This window comes from Bradyrhizobium canariense, assembly GCF_018130465.1.
Taxonomy (GTDB): domain Bacteria; phylum Pseudomonadota; class Alphaproteobacteria; order Rhizobiales; family Xanthobacteraceae; genus Bradyrhizobium; species Bradyrhizobium canariense_C.
The window spans coordinates 85594-106213 of sequence record NZ_JAFCKJ010000009.1; the positions used below are offsets into that span (position 1 = coordinate 85594).

18 protein-coding genes are annotated in these 20620 nt (G+C 63.6%); 9 read left to right on the forward strand and 9 right to left on the reverse strand.

Annotated features, from left to right (window positions below; all coding sequences use genetic code 11):
• Position 1: 1 nt before the first annotated feature.
• The 4 genes from JQ591_RS23185 to JQ591_RS23200 are packed head-to-tail and all read right to left on the reverse strand — an operon-like array spanning position 2 to position 4712.
• Complete coding sequence (locus JQ591_RS23185; RefSeq protein WP_211398288.1) at positions 2-1090, reverse strand: NAD/NADP-dependent octopine/nopaline dehydrogenase family protein; 1089 nt, start codon at positions 1088-1090, stop codon at positions 2-4.
• A complete protein-coding gene (locus tag JQ591_RS23190) occupies positions 1087-2610 on the reverse strand; it encodes a class I adenylate-forming enzyme family protein (RefSeq protein WP_211398289.1) in 1524 nt (507 codons plus the stop codon). The genes JQ591_RS23185 and JQ591_RS23190 overlap by 4 nt, the downstream gene beginning before the upstream one ends.
• 2 nt (positions 2611-2612) lie before the next feature.
• Positions 2613-3902, reverse strand: a complete 1290-nt coding sequence (locus tag JQ591_RS23195; RefSeq protein WP_211398290.1) for an acyl-CoA dehydrogenase family protein — start codon at positions 3900-3902, stop codon at positions 2613-2615.
• A gap of 12 nt (positions 3903-3914) precedes the next feature.
• Positions 3915-4712, reverse strand: a complete 798-nt coding sequence (locus JQ591_RS23200; protein ID WP_249137512.1) for an alpha/beta fold hydrolase — start codon at positions 4710-4712, stop codon at positions 3915-3917.
• 215 nt (positions 4713-4927) lie between these two features.
• On the opposite strand from JQ591_RS23200, the gene JQ591_RS23205 reads away from it, so the two are divergent.
• The 4 genes from JQ591_RS23205 (at position 4928) to JQ591_RS23220 (ending at position 10321) form a co-directional block, all read left to right on the forward strand.
• Entirely contained in the window at positions 4928-5689 is a 762-nt protein-coding gene (locus tag JQ591_RS23205; protein ID WP_211398292.1) for an SDR family NAD(P)-dependent oxidoreductase, read from the forward strand.
• A gap of 43 nt (positions 5690-5732) precedes the next feature.
• A complete protein-coding gene (locus JQ591_RS23210; RefSeq protein ID WP_211398293.1) occupies positions 5733-6569 on the forward strand; it encodes an enoyl-CoA hydratase family protein in 837 nt (278 codons plus the stop codon).
• 94 nt (positions 6570-6663) lie between these two features.
• On the forward strand, positions 6664-9015 hold the full coding sequence (locus JQ591_RS23215; RefSeq protein ID WP_211398294.1) for a bifunctional salicylyl-CoA 5-hydroxylase/oxidoreductase: 2352 nt from the start codon (positions 6664-6666) through the stop codon (positions 9013-9015).
• 55 nt (positions 9016-9070) lie between these two features.
• On the forward strand, positions 9071-10321 hold the full coding sequence (locus tag JQ591_RS23220) for a flavin-dependent oxidoreductase (RefSeq protein WP_211398295.1): 1251 nt from the start codon (positions 9071-9073) through the stop codon (positions 10319-10321).
• Between the two features lie 10 nt (positions 10322-10331).
• Here the strand turns inward: JQ591_RS23220 and JQ591_RS23225 are convergent, their stop codons facing one another.
• Entirely contained in the window at positions 10332-10790 is a 459-nt protein-coding gene (locus tag JQ591_RS23225; RefSeq protein ID WP_211398296.1) for a cupin domain-containing protein, read from the reverse strand.
• Between the two features lie 29 nt (positions 10791-10819).
• On the reverse strand, positions 10820-11995 hold the full coding sequence (locus JQ591_RS23230; protein ID WP_211398297.1) for an ABC transporter substrate-binding protein: 1176 nt from the start codon (positions 11993-11995) through the stop codon (positions 10820-10822).
• A gap of 58 nt (positions 11996-12053) precedes the next feature.
• On the opposite strand from JQ591_RS23230, the gene JQ591_RS23235 reads away from it, so the two are divergent.
• The 4 genes from JQ591_RS23235 to JQ591_RS23250 all read left to right on the forward strand — a co-directional run bounded on the left by JQ591_RS23235 (position 12054) and on the right by JQ591_RS23250 (position 15082).
• Positions 12054-12257 carry a hypothetical protein gene (locus JQ591_RS23235; RefSeq protein ID WP_211398298.1) on the forward strand — a complete coding sequence of 68 codons (204 nt, stop codon included), beginning with the start codon at positions 12054-12056 and terminating at the stop codon, positions 12255-12257.
• The gene (locus JQ591_RS23240) at positions 12245-12763 is read left to right on the forward strand and encodes a MarR family winged helix-turn-helix transcriptional regulator (RefSeq protein WP_211398299.1); all 519 of its coding nucleotides are present in this window, start codon (positions 12245-12247) and stop codon (positions 12761-12763) included. The genes JQ591_RS23235 and JQ591_RS23240 overlap by 13 nt, the downstream gene beginning before the upstream one ends.
• Before the next feature lie 147 nt (positions 12764-12910).
• The gene (locus JQ591_RS23245) at positions 12911-14602 is read left to right on the forward strand and encodes a benzoate-CoA ligase family protein (RefSeq protein ID WP_211398300.1); all 1692 of its coding nucleotides are present in this window, start codon (positions 12911-12913) and stop codon (positions 14600-14602) included.
• Positions 14603-14623: 21 nt separating this feature from the next.
• Positions 14624-15082 carry a RidA family protein gene (locus JQ591_RS23250; protein ID WP_433995212.1) on the forward strand — a complete coding sequence of 153 codons (459 nt, stop codon included), beginning with the start codon at positions 14624-14626 and terminating at the stop codon, positions 15080-15082.
• Positions 15083-15114: 32 nt separating this feature from the next.
• Here JQ591_RS23250 and JQ591_RS23255 read toward each other — a convergent pair whose 3' ends face one another.
• On the reverse strand, positions 15115-15843 hold the full coding sequence (locus tag JQ591_RS23255; RefSeq protein WP_211398302.1) for a CBS domain-containing protein: 729 nt from the start codon (positions 15841-15843) through the stop codon (positions 15115-15117).
• Between the two features lie 210 nt (positions 15844-16053).
• On the opposite strand from JQ591_RS23255, the gene JQ591_RS23260 reads away from it, so the two are divergent.
• A complete protein-coding gene (locus tag JQ591_RS23260; RefSeq protein ID WP_211398303.1) occupies positions 16054-17901 on the forward strand; it encodes a PHA/PHB synthase family protein in 1848 nt (615 codons plus the stop codon).
• Here the strand turns inward: JQ591_RS23260 and JQ591_RS23265 are convergent.
• Together JQ591_RS23265 and JQ591_RS23270 are read right to left on the reverse strand one after the other, a co-directional pair.
• A complete protein-coding gene (locus tag JQ591_RS23265) occupies positions 17898-18872 on the reverse strand; it encodes a CHAD domain-containing protein (RefSeq protein ID WP_211398304.1) in 975 nt (324 codons plus the stop codon). The two genes, JQ591_RS23260 and JQ591_RS23265, sit on opposite strands and share 4 nt — an antisense overlap.
• A gap of 25 nt (positions 18873-18897) precedes the next feature.
• Positions 18898-20430 (reverse strand): AAA family ATPase, encoded by a 1533-nt coding sequence (locus JQ591_RS23270; RefSeq protein WP_211398305.1) that lies wholly within the window; start codon positions 20428-20430, stop codon positions 18898-18900.
• Positions 20431-20620: the final 190 nt, after the last annotated feature.

Here is a 20620-nt window from a genome sequence, read left to right on the forward strand (position 1 = left end):
GTCAAAATCCCCCGCGAAGCAGCGTCTGCAGTTCGGCCTTGCCGAGATTGCCGAGCCCCAGCGTATCGAGGGTTCGGCCGCCTTGCGCAAAATCCTCACCGCAGACTGCGCCACCGATGGCCAGGAATGCCTTGGCCAGCGGCGTAGCCACGCCCGCCAGGGCAGCGACGGAGACCAGCAGCGATAGCCCAAGCCGCAAATCTTCTCTCATGTAGCGGTGCTCGGTCAGCACGATTCGCTCGCGCCAGTCACCGGAATCGGTCAGCCGGTCATGCGAGCCGCGGCCATACATCCACATCTCACCTTCCCTTGCGTAGTGATGGGCCAGCGGAAAATGCGGTGCGCCATATCCAAGCGCCTCACGGACAGCGATGCGTTCGGCGTCGAGTGCGTCGGTGACCCGGCGAATCGCGGCTTGCGTTCCTTCCTTGTGGATGTCCCACTTTTCGAAATGTTCGATCGGGCCTGCATTCATCACGATCAGCGGCGGATGGATGATCGGGCCTGCGTTCATCAGCGCGCCCGAGAGCGCATCTCCGCACGGTTCGATCACACCGGGGAAAGCCTTTCCAATCACCTCAAGTGCACGCGGCGCCTGATCGAGCGGAAAAACGCCGACCGGAAGTCGCTTGGCGCGGATGGTGATGGCAATCTCGAATGGCCCGTGCTTACGCGTCAGCCAGGGCAAGGTCCCGGTCTCCGCAAAGCTCGCCTTGGCGTGGTTGCCGGCATCCCGCGCAGCCTGGGCGAAGATCATCGAACCGAAGGTGGCCGGCGGCAGAAACACGACCTGTCCGTCCCGCAGATGCGGAGCAAGCAGCCGGGCAATGTCCGGCTGCGCGAAGGCGGGGGCGGGGCACAGGATCAGCTCTGCGCCGTGGACGGCTTCAGCGATGCCGGTCGTGACCAGCGTGAGCTTGACGTCGTGGCGGCCGTTATGATCCTTCACCAGGATGCGGGAGCCGGCGGCACGATGCGCTGCAACCTGATCCGCGTCGCGGCGCCAGAGCCGGACCTCATGTCCCGACAGCGCAAAATCGCCCGCGGCCGCGAAAGAGCCGTTCCCCCCACCCAGAACCGCAATCTTCAAGATGCTTCTCCTTGCGCGCGCGACTGCGCATCAAGCTGCTTCAGCAGGAAATGCTGGACCTTGCCGAGCGCAGTGCGCGGCAGGTCCGTGACGAAAACGATGTCGCGCGGAATCTTGTAGCGGGCGAGTTGGGTCTGAAGATGGGCTTTCAACTCGTCGGCTTCCAGTCGACAGTCGGATCGCCGGATCACGTAGGCGATGGGCACCTCGTCCCAGCGTGGATCGGGTCGGCCGATCACGGCACATTCGCTGACATCGGGATGTTCGAGCAGGACGCGTTCGACCTCCGCCGGATAGATGTTCTCGCCGCCGGAAATGATCATGTTCTTCTTGCGGTCGCGCACCCAGAAATAGCCGTCCGCGTCGCACAGGCCGATATCGCCGGTGCGATACCAGCCGTCGTGCAGCGCATCGCGCGTGGCGTCCGCATTGCCCCAATATTCGAAGAACACGTTGGGGCCGCGCACCGCGATCTCGCCCGGTGCGCCCGCCGGCATCTCGTTGCCGGCCTGATCAATCACCTTCGCTTCGCAGCACAGGCCGGCAAGTCCGGTCGATCCCACACGTGAGAGATCGCCACCAAGCCGGGTGTAGACTGCAATGGGGCATGTTTCCGTCGAGCCGTAGACCTGAAGCACCGGGACGCCGCGCGCGACGAAGCGGTCGATCAGATGCGGCGGCACGATGGTCGAGCCGGTCGCGACGGCTTTGAGTGACGAGAGGTCGGTCGTTGCCCAGGCGGGATGCTCACTTACGGCCTGGATGATCGCCGGCACCATCACGGTCAAGGTCGGCCGTCCCCGTTCGATGGCCGCAAGCGCGGTGTCTGGCGTGAAGCGTGCGTGAACCGTGACCATCGCGCCCAGCTGGAGCGCCGCCGTAGTCTGGATGTTGAGGCCACCGACGTGGAAGAACGGTAGCAGCGTCAGCACATGGTCATCGGACGTCATGTTGTGCATGTGCTGGCTCATGACGCCGTTCCAGAACAGCGCCTCCTGGCGCAGCACCGCGCCTTTGGGCCGTCCGGTCGTTCCTGATGTGTAGACAATGAGGAGCGGACAGGAGAGATCGGTGTGCGGGTTGCGGCCGTTGCCCTCACTGCGAGCCAACAGGTTTTCGAACGTCGTGCCGCGGGGCGGCTCGAAATCGAGCCCGACAATTGCAGTCCCCTCAAGCTCGGCAAGAACCCCCTCAAATGCCTGCTCGAGCACCAGGACCTTGGCGCCGGCATCGGTGAGGATAAATAGCTGCTCAGCGATCGCCAGCCGCCAGTTCAGGGGCACCAGCATCGCGCCGAGCCGCGCGCAGGCATAGAGCAGAACCAGATAGTCCGGCCGGTTCAGGCTGAGGATCGCAACGCGGTCGCCCCGGCCTACGCCGAGTTCCTGCTTCAATGTCGCCGCCGTCCGCTCGATGCGTGCAGCGAACGCTGCATAGCTCAACCGTTCGCCTTCGAAGGCGATGGCTGTCTTGTCTGGCGCGAACGCCGCGTTGCGATCGATCAGACTACAGAGGTCCACCGTCAGTCGTCCGTTTCGCCGGCCTCGTACAGCGCCTCGCGCCCGATCCGGTCGAGGCAGAGCTCGGCTGTCCAGGGCAACATCAGCGAGCCGCAGCGGCTGTCGCGATAGATCCGCTCGAGCGGCAGCGAGCGGAGCATGGCCTGACCGCCGCAGGTGCGGATCGCGAGCGCGGCGAGCTCATTGGCGCCCTCCATCACCGAATATTGCGCGGCATAGGCGCGCAGCACCTGCTCCTTGCTCGGATTGGCGCGGGCCTCGGTGACGGCCTGGAACCAGATCGCCTTGATCTGCTCGAGCTTGATCTGCATCTGTGCGACCGCGATTTGCTTGGTCGGATACATCCTGCGCTTGACCGGCGGCATGCCCGGTACTTCGCCGCGCAGATATCGCACGGTGAAGTCATAGGCGGCTTGCGCAAGGCCCATATAGGTCGGCGACAGCGTCAGGAACATGTGCGGCCAGCGCATCGCGGCCTGGAAATAGACGCCCCGCGGCATCAGCGCCGAATCTGCCGGCACGAACACGTCCTTGAACAGCAGCGTGCGTGAGACCGTTCCGCGCATGCCGAGCGGATCCCAGTCGCCGACGACCGAAACGCCTTCCGATTTTGCGGGGATGGCGAGGTAAAGCGTGTTGCGACGCGAAGCCTTCTCGCCTTCCTCGATCTCGGTGCAGAGAACGCCGTAATAATCCGCATGGCCGGAGAGTGATGCAAAGATCTTCTTGCCGTTGACTATCCAGCCGCCCTCGACCGGCCTTGCTTCCGTGCCGAAAGCGACACCGCCTGCCGCTGCCGCACCGCCCTCCGAGAAGGGCTGCGAATAGATCGCGCCGCCCTCGACGATGCGCTTGTAGTGGACTGCACGTCGCCGCTCGTGCTCGGCGCGGGTCTCTGCATCCATGTCGAGATCGTCGGCGAGCGGGCCCGACCACAGCGTCGAGCAGACATGCATGTTCCAGGTGAGCGCGGTCGCGCCGCAATAGCGGCCGATTTCGGCTGCCGCCAGTGCGTAGGTTTGATAATTCGCGCCGAGCCCGCCATGCTTCTTGGGGACGGCAATACCGAGCAAGCCGACGCGATGCAGGTCGCGATAATTCTCGGACGGGAAGATCGCCTCGCGGTCGTAAGTCGCGGCGCGGCCAGCGAACACGCTCTGGCCGATCTCGCGCGCACGCGAAATGATGCCGGCCTGCTCGTCGCTCAGACGGAATGCGACGGGATCAAAAATTGGCGCATCCAACGCGACCTTGTCAGTCGCGCCGATGGTCTTGCTGACTTGCATGGTCATGACGCAGCTACCCTACGTTTTGGTCGCGACGGAGTTCAGGAACCGGCCGAGGGCCTCGTCAAAGGCATCAGGGCGTTCGAGGTTGGCGAGATGGCCGACAGCGCCGAGTTCTACATATTCAGCCGAAGGAATGTAGGTCGCCGTCTTCGCCATCATCGGCGCTGGCGCGTTGTTGTCCTTGGAGCCGGACAGCAGCAGCGTCGGGATGGAAATGTCCTTGAGGGTGCTGCGTTGGTCGAAGCCAATCAAGGCCAGCATCATGGCGCGATAGCTTGCCTCGGGCACGCTTGCCATGCACTCGCGTGCAAGCTCCATTCCCCTGGGATCAGGATCGTCGCCCACGAGTTCCTTCACCAGAGAGGGTGCCAGCGACTTCATCGTTTCCCCGCGATCGAGCGGCCCGAGCCGTGCGGCGATAAACGATTTCTGCCAATCGCCGTCGGCCTTGCCGAAGGCCGGGCTGGTCTGCGCCAGCACGACCGCGCGCGCCAGTTTTGGGGATTGCACCAGCCATTTCTGGACGATCATGCCGCCGATGGAATGGCCGACCAGAATTGGCCTGCTCGCACCAAGCTGCTCGATGAATCGCTGAAGCGCATCCGCCAGGGCAGCGATGCTGACGCTGGCGAGCGGCGCCGATCCGCCATAGCCGGACATGTCCCATGCAATCGCGTGGAAGCGGTCGCTGAATGTGGCAAGCTGCTGCCGCCAGGCCCGTGCCGCACCGCCGATGCCATGCAGGAAAATCAGAGGTGTCCCGCCCGGATCGCCCGCGGCTTCATAGGCGAAGCGGCCGTCCTTTGTTATCATTGGCGCAGGCTGCGACACGCGACGTCCTTTTGCTTGGCCCTTCGATGCTAACAGGCCTGTGAGGGATGGGAAGAGATAATTTTATACTTAAAGCAATTTTCGGGCCGGTCTTCGGCGCGCGGCCGTTCACGGGACCGAGTCGAGCCTTGTTTGCAAAAGTTTGAAGGTTAAAATATATCGAGGGAGCGATCAGCAGAATGCGAGGGAGCCAGCGCATGTCCGGATTACCGCATTCGCCGCACGCGCTGGTGACCGGTGGCGGTCGCGGCATCGGTCGCGCCATCGCAGCAGCGCTCGTCGAGGCCGGTGCGACGGTGACCGTCCTTGGCCGAAGTGCTGCCACACTCCAAGAGGCTATCAGCGCAGGGGCAGCGCATTTTGCGGCCGTCGCCGACGTCTCGGACGAAGCCTCATTGAAAGTCGCCATCGCTGAAGCGAGTGCGCGGCAGCCGATCGACATCCTGATCGCCAACGCGGGAAGTGCCGAGTCCGCGCCGTTCTCCAAATCCGACAGCGCCCTGTTCGCGCGCATGATGGACGTCAATTTCATGGGCGTGGTCCATGCTGTCAGCGGTGTGCTGCCGGGGATGAAGGATCGTCCCTACGGCCGTATCGTCGCGATCGCGTCGACGGCGGGGCTCAAGGGCTATGCCTATGTCAGCGCTTACACCGCGGCCAAGCATGCCGTGGTCGGTCTCGTGCGTTCCCTTGCTATCGAGATGGCTGGCAGCGGCGTGACCGTAAACGCGGTATGTCCCGGTTTCACCGACACGGATCTCGTCGCAGGCAGCATCGAGAACATCGTGAAAAAGACGGGGCGTAGCCGCGAGCAGGCCATTGCCGAACTCGCAAAACATAATCCGCAGGGACGGTTGATCTCTCCTCAGGAGGTCGCGGATGCCGTGCTCTGGTTGTGCGGCGAGGGCGCCGGTGCGATCACCGGGCAGGCGATCGCTGTCGCCGGTGGTGAGATTTAGCGCGCTTGGCATGGGCGCGGAACATGGAAGCTAGGGAGATCGTATGAGCAGACCAGCCAATCCCGTGACCTTACCGCTTGCGGACTATTCGCCGCAGCATTTCCTGCTGGCCGTAGTCGACGGTGTTGCAACAGTTACGCTCAATCGTCCGGAACGAAAGAACCCGCTGACCTTCGAGAGCTATCGCGAACTCACCGATTTCTTCCGGGCCTGCGCGTTCGACGATGCGGTCAAGTCCATCGTCGTGACCGGCGCTGGTGCCAATTTCTCGTCCGGCGGCGATGTGTTCGAGATCATCGGTCCGCTCGTGAAGATGGACACCAAGGGGCTGACGGCGTTTACGCGGATGACCGGCGACCTCGTCAAGGCGATGCGGGCCTGTCCGCAGCCGATCGTTGCCGCGGTCGAAGGCATCTGCGCCGGCGCGGGCGCGATCATCGCCATGGCGTCGGACATGCGGCTTGCTGCGAGCGGGACCAAGGTTGCATTCCTCTTCAACAAGGTGGGCCTCGCCGGTTGTGACATGGGCGCCTGCGCGATCCTGCCGCGGATCATCGGACAATCCCGCGCTTCCGAGTTGCTCTACACGGGCCGGTTCATGACCGCGGAGGAGGGCGAGCGCTGGGGCTTCTTCAGCCGCCTCGTCACGCCGGAGCAGGTGCTGCCCCAGGCACAAGTGCTGGCCAAGCAGATCGCGGAAGGACCGACCTTCGCCAACACCATGACCAAGCGGATGCTGGCCATGGAATGGGCGATGTCGGTGGAGGAGGCGATCGAGGCGGAAGCTGTTGCTCAAGCGCTGTGCATGACGACGGCCGATTTCGAGCGGGCCTTCGAGGCCTTTGCCAACAAGGTCAAGCCGGTCTTCAGGGGCGACTAAGGCGGGCTTTGCCGGCGGCCTGCCGTAATGGGGGCTTGCGCGATATTATTTTAGGCTTAAAATAGTTTCGGCGGGTTGAATTGGCGAGGCTCCCATGAAAGTCGCGATCATCGGTGGCGGACCTGCGGGTCTCTACGCTGCAATCCTGCTCAAGAAGCAGCGGCCGAGCGCCGAGATCACGGTGTACGAGCGCAACCGCGCCGACGACACCTTCGGTTTCGGCGTGGTGTTCTCGGACGCCACGCTCGACAATTTCGAGAAGCACGACCTTCCGAGCTATCGCCGCATCACCCAGGAATTCGCCTACTGGGATGACATCGCCGTACACTTCCGCGGAACGGTCCATCGGGTCGGCGGCAACGGCTTCTGTGGCTGCTCGCGGCAGAAGTTGCTCCTGATCCTCCAGGCGCGAGCGCGCGAACTTGGCGTCGTCCTGAATTTCGAGGCGGACGTCGAGGACGAATCCCGTTTCGCCGACGCCGATCTCATCCTGCTCGCGGACGGCATCAACAGCCGCTTCCGCGACAAATACGTCGATCATTTCGAGCCGGAAGTCGACCTCCGTACCAACAAGTTCGCCTGGATGGGCTCGACCAGGCCGCTGGATGCCTTCACCTTCATCTTCCAGGAGACGGAGTGGGGGCCGTTCATCGCCCATGCCTATCAATATGAAGCCGGGCACTCGACCTGGATTTTCGAGACCGATCCGGAGACGTTCGAACGCGCCGGGCTGACAGGGCTGAACGAGCCCCAGTCCGCTGCGCGAATGGCCGAGATCTTCGGCTGGTTCCTCGATGGGCATCAACTGCTCACCAATCGTTCGACGTGGCGCAACTTCCCGATGATCCGCAGCAAGCGCTGGGTCAAGGACAACATGGTTCTGCTCGGCGACGCCAAGGCGAGCGCGCATTTCTCGATCGGCTCGGGCACCAAGCTCGCGATGGAAGACGCGATCGCGCTGGTTGAGGCGATGGAGAAGGCGCCCAGCATCAAGGCGGCGCTCGATCTCTATGAGCACGGGCGGCGTGAGGAGGTCGAGAAGACGCAGCACGCGGCCGACGTCTCGCTGGTCTGGTTCGAGCATGTCGACCGATTCTGGGATTTCGATCCCGTGCAGTTCGCTTTCGGCGTGATGACGCGCTCGAAGGCGATCACCTATGATAATCTGAAACTCCGCGCCCCTGACTTCGTGGCTGAAGTCGAGAAGTCGTTTGCCAGGCAGGTTCGCAACGGCGGCTTTGACGTCGACACCAAGAAGCCGATGGTGCCGTTGTTCCAGCCATTCCGTCTGCGCGAGATGGAGATCGCCAATCGCGCCGTGGTGTCGCCGATGTGCATGTATTCGGCGAAGGAGGGCGTACCGACCGATTTCCACCTGGTGCACTATGGATCGCGCGCGATCGGCGGCGCCGGCCTGATCTTCACGGAGATGACCTGCGTTGCCCGCGACGCCCGCATCACGCCCGGTTGCGCAGGACTGTGGAATGACGAGCAGGAAGCGTCCTGGCGGCGCATCGTTGATTTCGTCCATGCCAACTCAGCCGCAAAAATCTGCCTGCAACTGGGGCACGCCGGGCGCAAGGGGGCGACCAGGCTGATGTGGGACGGCATGGACCGGCCGCTGGACGAAGGCGGCTGGGAGGTCACTTCCGCATCGCCGCTGCCGTATTTCCCCGACAGCCAGGTTCCGCGCGAGCTTGATCGCGCCGGCATGAACGCAGTGAGGGACGCTTTCGTCGCGGCGGCCGAGCGCGGCGAACGCTGCGGCTTCGACATGCTCGAACTGCACTGCGCCCACGGCTATCTGCTTGCGAGCTTCATCTCGCCGCTGACGAACACCCGCACGGACGAGTATGGCGGCTCGCTCGAAAACCGCCTGCGCTTCCCGCTCGAGGTATTCGAGGCGCTGCGGGCCGTATGGCCGTCGCACAAGCCGATGTCGGTGCGCATTTCCGCGACCGACTGGGCCGAGGGTGGTATCGGCGGCGACGATGCGGTGGCGATCGCGCGCGCTTTTGCCGAGGCCGGCGTCGATCTCGTCGACGTCTCAACCGGGCAGACCGTGCGCGATGCACAGCCGATCTATGGTCGCATGTTCCAGACGCCGTTCTCCGATCAGATCCGCAACGAGGCGCGCGTGGCCACGATGTGCGTCGGCAACATCACGACGGCGGACCAGGCCAACACCATCCTGGCTGCCGGCCGGGCAGACCTCGTCGCGCTCGGGCGGCCTCATCTGGTCGATCCCTTCTTCACCATGAGGGCGGCGGCCTGGTACGGAGCGGGCGAGGCATTCTGCCCGCCGCAATATCTTCCCGGAAAAGATCAGATTTTCCGCAACAGCGTGCGCGACCGGCAGGATCTCGAGGAGCTGAGAATTAAGGCTAAGCCCAAGACCCGGGCCGAGCTCAAGGCGGAGGCGACAAAGCCGCTTGCGGCGGAGTGACCGCCCGTGCGAATTTAGCCGCATTGCCTGGTGTGTACCGAGTGGAGTGAGGGCGATGAAGGCGATTGTCGTCGGTGGCGGTATCGGTGGTCTCACCACCGCGTTGATGCTGCGCTCGCGGGGTCTCGCTTGCGAGATCTTCGAGCAGGCCGACACCATCCGCGAGCTTGGCGTCGGCATCAACACGCTGCCCCATGCCATGCGCGAGCTGGCAGGCCTCGGTCTGCTGCAGCAGCTTGACGATGTCGCGATCCGCACCGACCAGCTCTATTACCTCAACCGTCACGGTCAGGAAGTCTGGCGCGAGGCCCGCGGCATCGACGCCGGCCACGATGTGCCGCAATTCTCGATCCACCGCGGCCGCCTTCAAGGCGTCATCCATCGGGCCGTCGAGGAGCGGCTCGGGCCGGAGGCAATCCACACCGGCTGCCGCCTCGGCGCCTTTACGCAGGACGAGGGCGGCGTCACCGCTTACTTCTTCGATCGCTCCGGCGCGCACATCCATACTGCGCGCGGCGACATTCTGATTGGTGCCGACGGCATCCATTCGCGGGTCCGAGACACGCTATTCCCGAACGAGGGCCCGCCGTGCTGGAACGGCCTGATGCTGTGGCGCGGTGCGCGAGATTGGCCGCTGTTCCTCACCGGCAAGTCGATGATCGTCGCCGGTGGCCTCAACGCCAAGGTGGTGATCTATCCGATCGCGGAGGGATCGAGCCCGGCGAGCCGTCTCACCAACTGGGCGGTGCTGGTGAAGGTCGGCGAGGGCAATGCCCCGCCGCCGCGGAAGGAAGACTGGTCGCGGCCGGGCCGGCGCGAGGAGCTGATGCCGCATGTGGCGCGCTTTTCGGTCCCTTACATCGACGTGAAGAGCCTGATCTCGGCCACGCCCGAGTTCTACGAATACCCGACCTGCGACCGCGATCCGTTGCCCTATTGGTCGTCCGGGCGCGTGACACTGCTCGGCGATGCCGCGCATCCGATGTATCCGGTTGGTTCCAATGGCGCCTCGCAGGCGATCCTCGATGCGCGCTGCCTCGCCGACGCGCTGGTGCGCGCCGAGCATCCGCGCCAGGCGTTGCTTGAATATGAGAAGAAGCGCCTACCCATGACCGCGGACATCGTCCGCTCCAACCGGCGCGGCGGCCCCGAGGGCGTCATCGACGCCGTCGAGCAGCTCGCGCCCGACGGTTTCGATAATGTCGACAACGTGCTGAGCTATTCCCAGCGCGAGGCCATCGTGCGCGGCTATGCCACAAAGGCCGGCTTCGCCGCAGTGCCGGGACTCGCGGCGGTGCGGGCTTGAGCTAGCGCTGCTAGCCGCCGGGAGGCGGCGGCGGCAGGAAGTGGATGTTGAACTCGGCGGCCATCGCCACCACGTCCTCGGGCTTCTGTTCCTTCATGTTGTGAAGGCCCCAGAACAGGTCGAACAGCTTGCGGGTGGGTGACACCCAGAACAGCACCTTCGCTGTCTGCTCCGATTTGTTGAAGATGCCGTGCGGCACGCCCATGCCGAGCCGGATCAGGTCGCCCGCGGTCGCCTGCGACTCGGAATTGCCGAGCATGAAATCGAGCTTGCCTTCCAGCATGTAGAGATATTCATCCTGGTCCGGATGAATGTGCGGCGGCACGAACGTGCCCGGCGGCAGCGTCGCATGCCAGGAGAAGCTGTGCTCCGTGTTGCTCTTCGGCACATAGGTCTGGCCGAGGATGTTCCAGGAGATGCCCTGGATCCCCTCATTGGCCCGTGTGATGCCGGTGATTTCGCTTTTCATTGTGATCCTCCCTCAACGCGACGCGCGGCTTAGTTCGCCGCCTTGCAGTCCTTGGCGTAGCGGTCGCCGTAATTCTCAAAGACTTTCTGAACGATCTCGGTCTGGAACTTGCCGTCCGCGCGCTTGGCGACCTTGGTCAGGTAGAAATCCTGGATCGGATAACCGTTGGTGTTGAACTTGAAGGCGCCGCGCAGCGAGGTGAAGTCGGCCTTTTTCAGAGCGGCCGCGACCGCGTCCTTATTGGAGAGGTCGCCCTTCACGGCCTTGACGGCGCTGTCGATCAGCATCGCGGCATCATACGCCTGGAAGGCGTAGGTGCCGGGCACGCCGTTATAGGCGGCCTCGTAGGCGGCGACGAACTTCTTGTTCTGGGGATTGTCGAGATTGGGCGCCCAGTTCGCGCCGCCGAACATGCCGACCGCCGCGTCCTGCTGCGCCGGCAAGGTCGATTCATCCACCGTGAAAGCCGAGAGCACCGGAATGCTGTCGGCGAGGCCCGCCTGCCGGTATTGCTTGACGAGATTGACCCCGAGGCCGCCGGGCATGAACGTGAAGAGAGCATCGGGCTTCTGCGATGAAATCTTGGAAAGCTCCGGCTGGAAGTCCAGCGTGTTCAGCGGCATGTAGGATTCTTCGACGATCTCACCCTTGTAGTCGAGCTTGAAGCCCGCCACCGAGTCCTTGCCGGCCTGATAATTCGGCACCATCAGATACATGCGCTTGTAGCCGCGATCCTGCGCGACCTTGCCGAGGATTTCGTGCACCTGATCGTTCTGATACGAGGTCACATAGAAGAACGGGTTGCAGTCCTTGCCGGCAAAAGTAGACGGACCGGCGTTGGGGCTGATCAGGAAGGTTTTCGATTCCGTGACCGGCCGGTGGATCGCCTGGAGGATGTTGGAGAAGATCGGGCCGACCACGAAGTCGACCTTGTCACGCTCCAGAAGGCCCTTGACCTTGGTGACCGCTGCGTCCGGCTTCAATTCGTCGTCGACCACGACGACCTCGACATCGCGGCCGCCCATCTTGCCGCCGAGATCCTTCATCCCAAGCGCAAAGCCGTCGCGAACCTGTTGGCCGAGCGCGGCGGCGGGTCCCGACAGGGTCACGATCACACCCAGCTTGATTTTCTCCTGGGCGAGGGAAGGGCTCACCGCGGTGCCAAGCAGCAAGGCAGCTGCGGCCAACGTCATTTGCGTCTTCATGGTCTGTCCCCCGTGACAACAGGACTTGCGCTGCAAGCCGCTACTCCAATCCAAGTTTATGCCGATGATTGCTGCCGCGGCAAGCGAGCTCAAGGCGTCGTCATCTGCGGGCAGCGGCGCATGCAAGCGGCGCGCCAATTATTTGAAGCCTAAAGAAATCGGCGTGCGGTCGATTGTTGCGGCTTTAGGCTTGCAGCCGGCTTCGATTTATTTGAAGCTCAAAACGTTGGGAATCCATGCCGGGCGCCAATGCCGGTCGTGAGTGACTGCATCAACATGCTCGATTCCGAGACCAAGGCCGTCGAAACTCCGGAGGATCACGCCGAAGAGCTTCGGCTGTGGCTGCGCCTCTTGACCTGCACGACCCTGATCGAGGGCGAGGTCCGTGGCCGGTTGCGGCAGCGCTTCGACGTCACATTGCCCCGTTTCGACCTGATGGCGCAGCTCGACAAGGCACCCGACGGCATGACGCTGTCCGACGTCTCCAAGCGCATGATGGTGTCGAACGGCAACGTGACGGGCCTCGTCGAGCGCCTCGTGGAATCCGGTCATCTCGACCGGCGCACTTCGGAGACGGACCGCCGCGTCCAGGTGATCCGGCTGACCAAACTCGGGCGTGCCGAGTTTCGAAGAATGGCCGCGGAACACGAGACCTGGATCGCCGATCTCTTCGCCGATCTGACGCCGAAGGATGTCCGCGAATTGATGCGGCTCCTCGCCAAGACCAAGGCGTCGGCGCAGAAATCGGCCGGTCGCCGCCGGGCCTAGGTCCGCGGCTGACGCGCCCGCCAATCCGATTTGCCGCCGGAAAAAGCACGGGATGCCCAAAATCCGCTATTGCACCAAATTACTTTAAGCCTAAAATGTTTCCAAGTTAGTGCTGCCGGGTGCTTTCCATGCTGAAAGGAGCGTGCGATGGCCAACGCCGCCAAGGTTCAAGTCTCGGGCTCGCGTGACGACAATGTTGCGACGGCCCATGTCGATTCGTTCGCGCGGCAGCATCTTCCGCCACGCGAGCTCTGGCCGGAATTCATCTTCACGCGACCGGAACTGCACTATCCGCCCCGCTTGAACTGCGTCAGCTATTTCCTCGACCGCTGGGTCGAGCAGGGACATGGCGACGCTCCTTGCGTCATCAGCCCCGGCGTCAGCTACACCTATCGCGAGTTGCAGGCGCTCGTGAACCGCATCGCCAATGTGCTGGTCGGCAAGCTAGGTCTCGTCACCGGCGGGCGCGTGCTGCTGCGTTCGGCCAACAATCCGATGATGGTTGCGACCTATCTCGCGGTGATCAAGGCCGGCGGCATCGTCGTGGCGACGATGCCGCTCCTGCGCGCCAAGGAGCTGTCCTATCCGATCCAGAAGGCGGAGATCACGATCGCGCTCTGCGATGGAAAACTCGCCGAGGAGATGGAGAAGGCGAAAGCCGCGGCCCCCGGCCTCAAGCACGTGGTCTATTGGGGCAACGGCGGCGGCGACTCGCTCGAGGCGCTGATGGTGGATGCTAGTCCGGAGTTCGGAGCTGTCGATACTGCATCCGACGACGTCTGCCTGATCGCGTTCACGTCGGGCACGACCGGCGATCCCAAGGGCACCATGCATTTCCACCGTGACATGCTGGCGGTCTGCGATGGTTATGCGCGCAACATCTTGCGCGCGGAGCAGATGGATCGCTTCGTCGGCTCGGCACCGCTCGCCTTCACGTTCGGCTTCGGCGGCGTACTGTTTCCGATGCACATCGGCGCCTCCTTCGTCGTTCTGGAGAAGACGGCGCCCGACGACATTCTGAATGCGATCGAGCAGTACAAGACCACGATCTGTTTCACCGCGCCGACCGCGTACCGGGCGATGATTGGCAAGCTTCCGGGCCGCGATATCTCCTCGCTCCGCAAATGCGTGTCCGCGGGCGAGACGCTGCCCAAGCCGACGTTCGATGCCTGGCTGAGGGCGACCGGCATCAAGCTGATGGACGGCATCGGCTCGACCGAACTGTTGCACATCTTCATCAGCGCGACCGAGGACGAGATTCGCCCCGGTGCAACGGGCAAGCCGGTGCCGGGATATGAAGCGAAGATCGTCGACGATTCCGGCAATGATTTGCCGCCGGGTAGAATGGGACTGCTCGCGGTACGCGGGCCGACCGGATGCCGCTATCTCGCTGACGAGCGGCAGGGCAAATACGTCCAGAACGGCTGGAACATCACGGGCGACACCTATCTGATGGATAGCGACGGCTATTTCTGGTACCAGTCGCGCTCGGACGACATGATCGTGTCGGCCGGCTACAACATCGCGGGCACGGACGTCGAGGCGGCGCTGCTCACGCATCCCTCCGTTGTCGAGTGTGGGGTCGTCGGCGCGCCGGACGAGGCGCGCGGCATGATCGTGAAGGCCTATGTCATTGCCGCGCCGGGCGTGACGCCGGACGCCGAACTGGTGGCCGCGTTGCAGGAGCATGTCAAACGGGAGATCGCGCCATACAAATATCCGCGCGCGATCGAGTTCGTGACGCAACTACCGAAGACCGAGACCGGCAAACTGAAGCGATTTGCCCTGCGGCAGCTGGCGCAGGCCGCGGTGACGTCCTCCGGCGTCGCTGCGGAATGAGAGAAGGATAGAGAATTGTCCGTGACGACGCCGAAAGGCCCGCACCTCGCGGTGCTGCCGACAGCAGCCGAGGACGAAACCCGCTCCAGGGCGCAGGTGCTCCAGCCGTCCGGTTGGCCGGTGCCGAAGGGCTATGCCAACGGCATGGCCGCCGAGGGACGCATCGTCGTCACTGGCGGCGTCATCGGCTGGGATGCCGAGGAGCGTCTCGCGGACGGCTTTGTCGCGCAGGTGCGCCAGACCTTGAGCAACATCGCCGCGATTCTCGCGGAGGCCGGTGCGCAGCCCGAGCATTTGGTGCGCCTGACCTGGTACGTCGTCGACATGGACGAGTACCTGGCGAACCTGAAAGAGCTCGGCAAGGCCTACCGCACCATCTTCGGCACCCACTATCCGGCGATGGCGCTGGTTCAGGTCGTCCGGCTCGTCGAGAAGGCGGCGCGCGTCGAAATCGAGGCCACCGCCGTCATTCCGCGCTGAACTGCGATCGGTGCGCGCTCAGCTTGCCTTGGTCAGCTTGCCTTGGCGAGGTCATCGTCCTCGGGCGAGTTCAGGTATACTCCTGACATGGTGTCGACCCAGCAGAGATGGTCATGCACCTTCTTCACGCCGTTGACGTTCTCCGCTGCGACAACCGCGGCCTGTCGCGCGCGCTCCTCGGTGATGACGCCGCTGAGATGAACGATTCCGTCGCGGACGATGACGTTCAGCCCGAACGGACACCAGTCGTTCTTCTCCATGGTGTCGATGATGCGGCTGCGAATGTGATCGTCGTCCGCGGTCGGGTCCGGCACGTCGCGGGCGAGGCCCGCCACCGCCTGTAGCAGGTTCGCGCGCGATACGATGCCGACGATTTTGTCGCCGCAGACCACCGGTAGACGCTTCACATTGTTCCGTTCCATGAGATCGACGATCTCGGCAAGCGCCGTATCCTCGGTGATGGTCACCGGTGAGGCGGTCATCACCTCCGAGACCTTGCGGCCGTGCTCGTGGACGAAGTCGCTGGCCGATTTGCCGGATCCGAGAATGAACTGCAGCCAGCGCCCGCGCTTGCGCCCTGTGCCGATTTCGCTGCGGCGGATGAAGTCGCCTTCCGAGACCACGCCGACCAGCTTGCCGGCATCGTCAACGACCGTGAGACCGCTGACATGCCGCTTCAGCATGATGTTTGCCGCCTCGACGATGCTGGTGTCGGGGGTAACCGAGATGACCGACCGGGTCATGATCTGATGGGCGCGCATGGCAGACTCCGCTAGCCTATGGAATGTCAATGCGCAAAACCTAGCTCTCGCGTCGTGCCGCGGTTTGACGCAGGTCAAAGGATGAAACGGGCTCTTCCCGATTAAGCAATTGTGATCGATGCCCCGGACTTGATGCAGCTCAACGCGCATCCGAAGCCTCGCCATATCCTGCTGCCCACCTAGACAAGAAGCGGGCAGGAACATTCAGCCATGAGCATCGTTCAGATACTTCCACGGGCCGAAGAGCCGTCCGCTCAGGTTCTCTCCGTCAATCCTGTTGTTGAGCCCGGAGCCTCTACGACGAGCCCCGAGCCGCTGGCTGGAATGCCGGTCGCCGTCGATCCCCTGCCTGTATCGGAGCCATACCCTCTTGACCGTTCGTTTCACGCGATGCTGGCGCGGTTGACGGGCGGGATTTCGCCGCTGGCCTTGTCGCTCGCCTGGCTCGATTGGAGCTCTCATCTCGCTGCGGCGCCGCAGCGTCAGGTGGAGATGTCGCGCAACGTCCTTCGCGACATGGGCCAGTTTCTGGAAGCTGCCGCGCACGCAACGTCGCAAAAGCCGTGGTCCGTGATTCAGCCGCAGGGTCGGGATCGTCGCTTCAGGGGGCCACAGTGGGAAGCCGCGCCGTTCAATCTGCTTGCGCAGGCGTTCCTGCTCGGAGAGCGCTGGTGGCACGATGCCACGACCGGCGTACGCGGCGTGTCGCACGCAAATGAAGCCATCGTCGAATTCTCGATGCGTCAGATGCTCGACATGCTGGCGCCGTCGAATTTCGCGGCGACCAATCCGCAAGTGCTGGAGAAGGCGTTCCGGAGCGGCGGGGAGAATTTCGTGTTCGGCTGGCAGAACTGGTGCAGCGACCTGATGCGTCTGCTCTCCGCCGCAAAGCCGGCGGGTGACGAACAGTTTATCGTCGGCAAGACGGTCGCGGCTTCGCCGGGCAAGGTCGTCTATCGCAACGAGTTGATCGAGCTGATCCAGTACCATCCGACGACCGCGCAAGTGCGACCCGAGCCGATCCTGATCGTGCCGGCCTGGATCATGAAGTATTACATCCTCGATCTGTCGCCGCAGAATTCTCTGGTGAAGTATCTGACCAGTCAGGGCTTCACCGTATTCGCGATTTCCTGGCGAAATCCGGATGCCAAGGACCGGGATGTTGCCTTCGACGACTATCGCAAGCTGGGTGTCATGGCGGCGCTGGACATGATCGGCCGGATCCTGCCGGGTCGGAAGACCCATGCGCTCGGCTACTGCCTGGGCGGCACATTGCTGTCGATCGCTGCGGCCGCAATGGAACGCGATGGCGACAAGCGAATGTGCACGATCACCCTGCTTGCTGCACAGACGGATTTCACAGAGGCCGGCGAGTTGACGCTCTTCGTCAATGAGAGCCAGGTCGCCTTTCTCGAAGACTTGATGTGGCAGCGTGGCTATCTGGACACGACGCAGATGGCCGGCGCGTTCCAGCTGCTGCGCTCCAACGAACTGATCTGGTCGCGGCTGTCGCATGACTATCTGATGGGTGAGGGCGCGCCACAGAGCGACCTGATGGCCTGGAACGCCGACGCCACGCGTCTGCCTTATCGTATGCACTCGGAGTATCTGCGAAAGCTATTCTTGGGCAACGATCTGGCCGAAGGCCGCTATCGTGTCGGGGACAAGAGTGTCTCGCTTTCCGACATCCATGCGCCGATGTTCGTGGTCGGCACGCTCGCCGATCACGTGGCGCCGTGGCGATCCGTCTACAAGATCCACTATCAGGTCGATGCCGACGTGACGTTTGTGTTGACCAGCGGCGGCCACAATGCCGGCGTCGTCGCCCCGCCGGACGAGCCCGGCCACAGCTATCGAGTGCTGATCAAGGCTGCTGACGCGCCCTATGTCGGCCCGGATGAATGGCTGAAGCTGGCACCGCAAGTCGAGGGGTCGTGGTGGCCGGAATGGGTCGAATGGCTGGCAGCACGCTCCGGGGCTCCCTGCGATCCGCCGCAGATCGGAGGCGGAGACCTTGACTGTCTGCCCGACGCGCCGGGAGACTACGTCCACACCTAATCCTCAGGTTCCGCATTCGGCGCAAGGTCGGCGGAGCGGAACGGCTTGGCCCTGTCGAGTTTCCGGTAGGCGTCCGAGGCGGTCCGCAGCAGCTTCTTTGCGCGCTTCCGATTGAGGAAGCGAATGCCCGCCTCGGGGACGGCCTCGTTCAACGACGCCGCCAGAGCTTGCCCTCGTGCATCGTCGTTCAACTGTCCGAGGGACTTTTGCGCCTTGCGCAATTGCTTGAGGATGGACTTCTGCTTCGTCAGCGACTCGTCGGCGAACAGGTCCTCGAGCGACTCGATCGAATAGGTCAGACGCTTGTTGAGAAGCCGCAGCTTGTGCCGTTTCTCGACGTCGAGCTTGCGGAGCTTGCGCGCCTTCTTGAGCAGCGTCGTTTCCCATTCCGTGAGTTGCGCCGTTGCGTGGTCGGCGAGCGTGCAGCGGCGCAGCCTGATAGCCTCCTTGCTGCGCCGGGTCGACCAGGGGCCGCTCTCGATCCAGGCTGACGTCTGCTCGACGAGGTGGCGATACCGCGCGGATTGCAGCGCGCGCGCCAGCAGGCGGTGGCTCTCGGCGCGCTTCTCGTCCCAGTGCTGGAGCTCGGCAATCACGGTCAAATCACCTCCACTCTCGGCGATGACCCGGTCGATCGCCACGTCGAGGTCCCGCACCATGCCGAGCTGGCTGTTCAGCCATTTCAGTTCGGTCCAGACCTCCGGCCGAAGGGCGTCATCGACCATCGGCGAGAAGAAGCGGATGGCGGTGCGCAGATGCGTCAGTGCAATCCGGATCTGGTGCAGCGCCTCGGGATCGCCGCGGCAGGTGCCGTCATGCTGCGCGAGAACGGCGTCGAGGTGACGGCGGGCGATGATCCGGAAGGCCGTGTCGCAGACCATGCCGGGGCTGAGGCGGCCGGGCAGGGCATTGCGCCTCGCCGCGGGCTGGGCGCGCGCGGTCACCGTCGAACTCGTACTGGGTCGCGCCATCCTTGCCCGCGTCAATCAGATTGCCTTATTTGCCCGCAGTGATCGCGTCCCGGCAGTTCTGGAGCGTCTGCTCTTGCGTCCCGGATGCATCGATGGTCGCCCAACCGACATGGCCGATATTATAGTGCTCTTGCAGCGCGGCAACCTCTTGCGTGGCGTCGGATGCGTCACCCCGGCGGCTTCCGATCCGCGCCTGCCGGGTCGCGAGGTCCGCAACGAGAAATAGGCCGCTCAGCGGCACGTTGCGCTCGCGTGCCAGTGCGGCGACCGCGTCTCGTTCGTCCTCACGGGCGAACACGCCGTCGATGATCGCTGAATGGCCTTGCGCCAGCACCCGCCGGGCTTGCTGAGTCAACATGTCGTAAACGCGGGCGGCAACCTCCGGCGTGTATGCGGATGCCGGCAGCCGGTCCGTGTCCTCGACCCCGAACATTTGCTTGCGGACGAGGTCGCTGCGCAGCACGATCGCCCCCGGCCGCGGCGTAACGTCCGGCGCGAGAGCGCCCGCCAAAATCGTCTTTCCGGTACCTGACAGTCCGCCGACCGCAATCAGCCGGGGAGCGGGAGGGCGGATCAGCGCCCGGGCGAGGCCAAAATAGCGCCGTGCATCGTCGAGAGTGCCCGGATCATCATAATGCGGCGGCTTCAGCCGTGCCAGCGCGACCTGGGCGCGGATCGCCGCCCGGATGGACATGAACAGCGGCATGGTGGAGAGCGCGTCGAGATTTTCGACCGGAGTCGCGGCGAGATAGCGGTTCAGCACGATGTTGGCCGCGCGTGGCTGATCGTGATGCAACAGGTCCATCAGCGTGAATGCGAAATCGTAGAGCACGTCGATGGTTGCCATCCGGGCGTCGAACTCGATGGCGTCGAACAGCACCGGCTGCTCGTCGATCGACACGATGTTCGCAAGATGCAGGTCCCCGTGGCAGCGGCGCACGAAGCCTTGACGGCCGCGCTGTTCGAGCAAAGGCCGGAGGCGGAGGAACATCGCGTGCGAGTCTCTGCCGGGCTGCGCGATCTGTTCGGCTTCGAAATGATTGCCGGTCCGCAGGCCATTGCTGTTGCCGTCGATCAGGCCGGGGATGGCGGAAACCCATGCCTTGCCGTCGGCGCGAACAGCCTGCGCATGCGAAGCCACGATCGCGTCGGCGACAGCCGAGGCGAAATTAGCATCCAGCGGACCGGCCTTGGCCAGGTGGTCCAGCGTCCGGCTTTCGTCGAAGCGCGACATGTCGACCGCATACTCGATCGGCCGGCCGCTTCCGTCGACCTTCACCGATCCATCCGCCTCTTCCGTGATCGCCACGACGCGGTGATAGATCTGCGGCGCCAGCGGCCGGTTGATCCTGATCTCCTCCTCGCACGCCGCCTTGCGCTTCTCGAGCGTCGAATAATCGAGGAACGGAAACTGCACGGCGCGCTTGATTTTCAGGGCGCGCCTGCCTTCGAGAAAGACCGAAGCTGCGTGCGTATCGATCCGCCTCACGTTCGGATGATCCGCGGAATCGGTGAGCACCGCAAAGATCCGGTCCTGGGTCGCAGAATCGTCTGTCATTCTAGCTGGTACGTCCAGATGCGTCGGAAGCCGGCTCGCCCCGCGATCAGGGTAATCCATAGAAGTAGATCGCAGCCAGTCCTTGACTTCGGTCAACGCCTGTCTCCCTCCGACCGGTCGGAGTTCCCGGGGTTTGACGAGGATCAAGCGTCCCGACTAAAGCCGGACTATTCTGGTGGCCAAGGAGAAT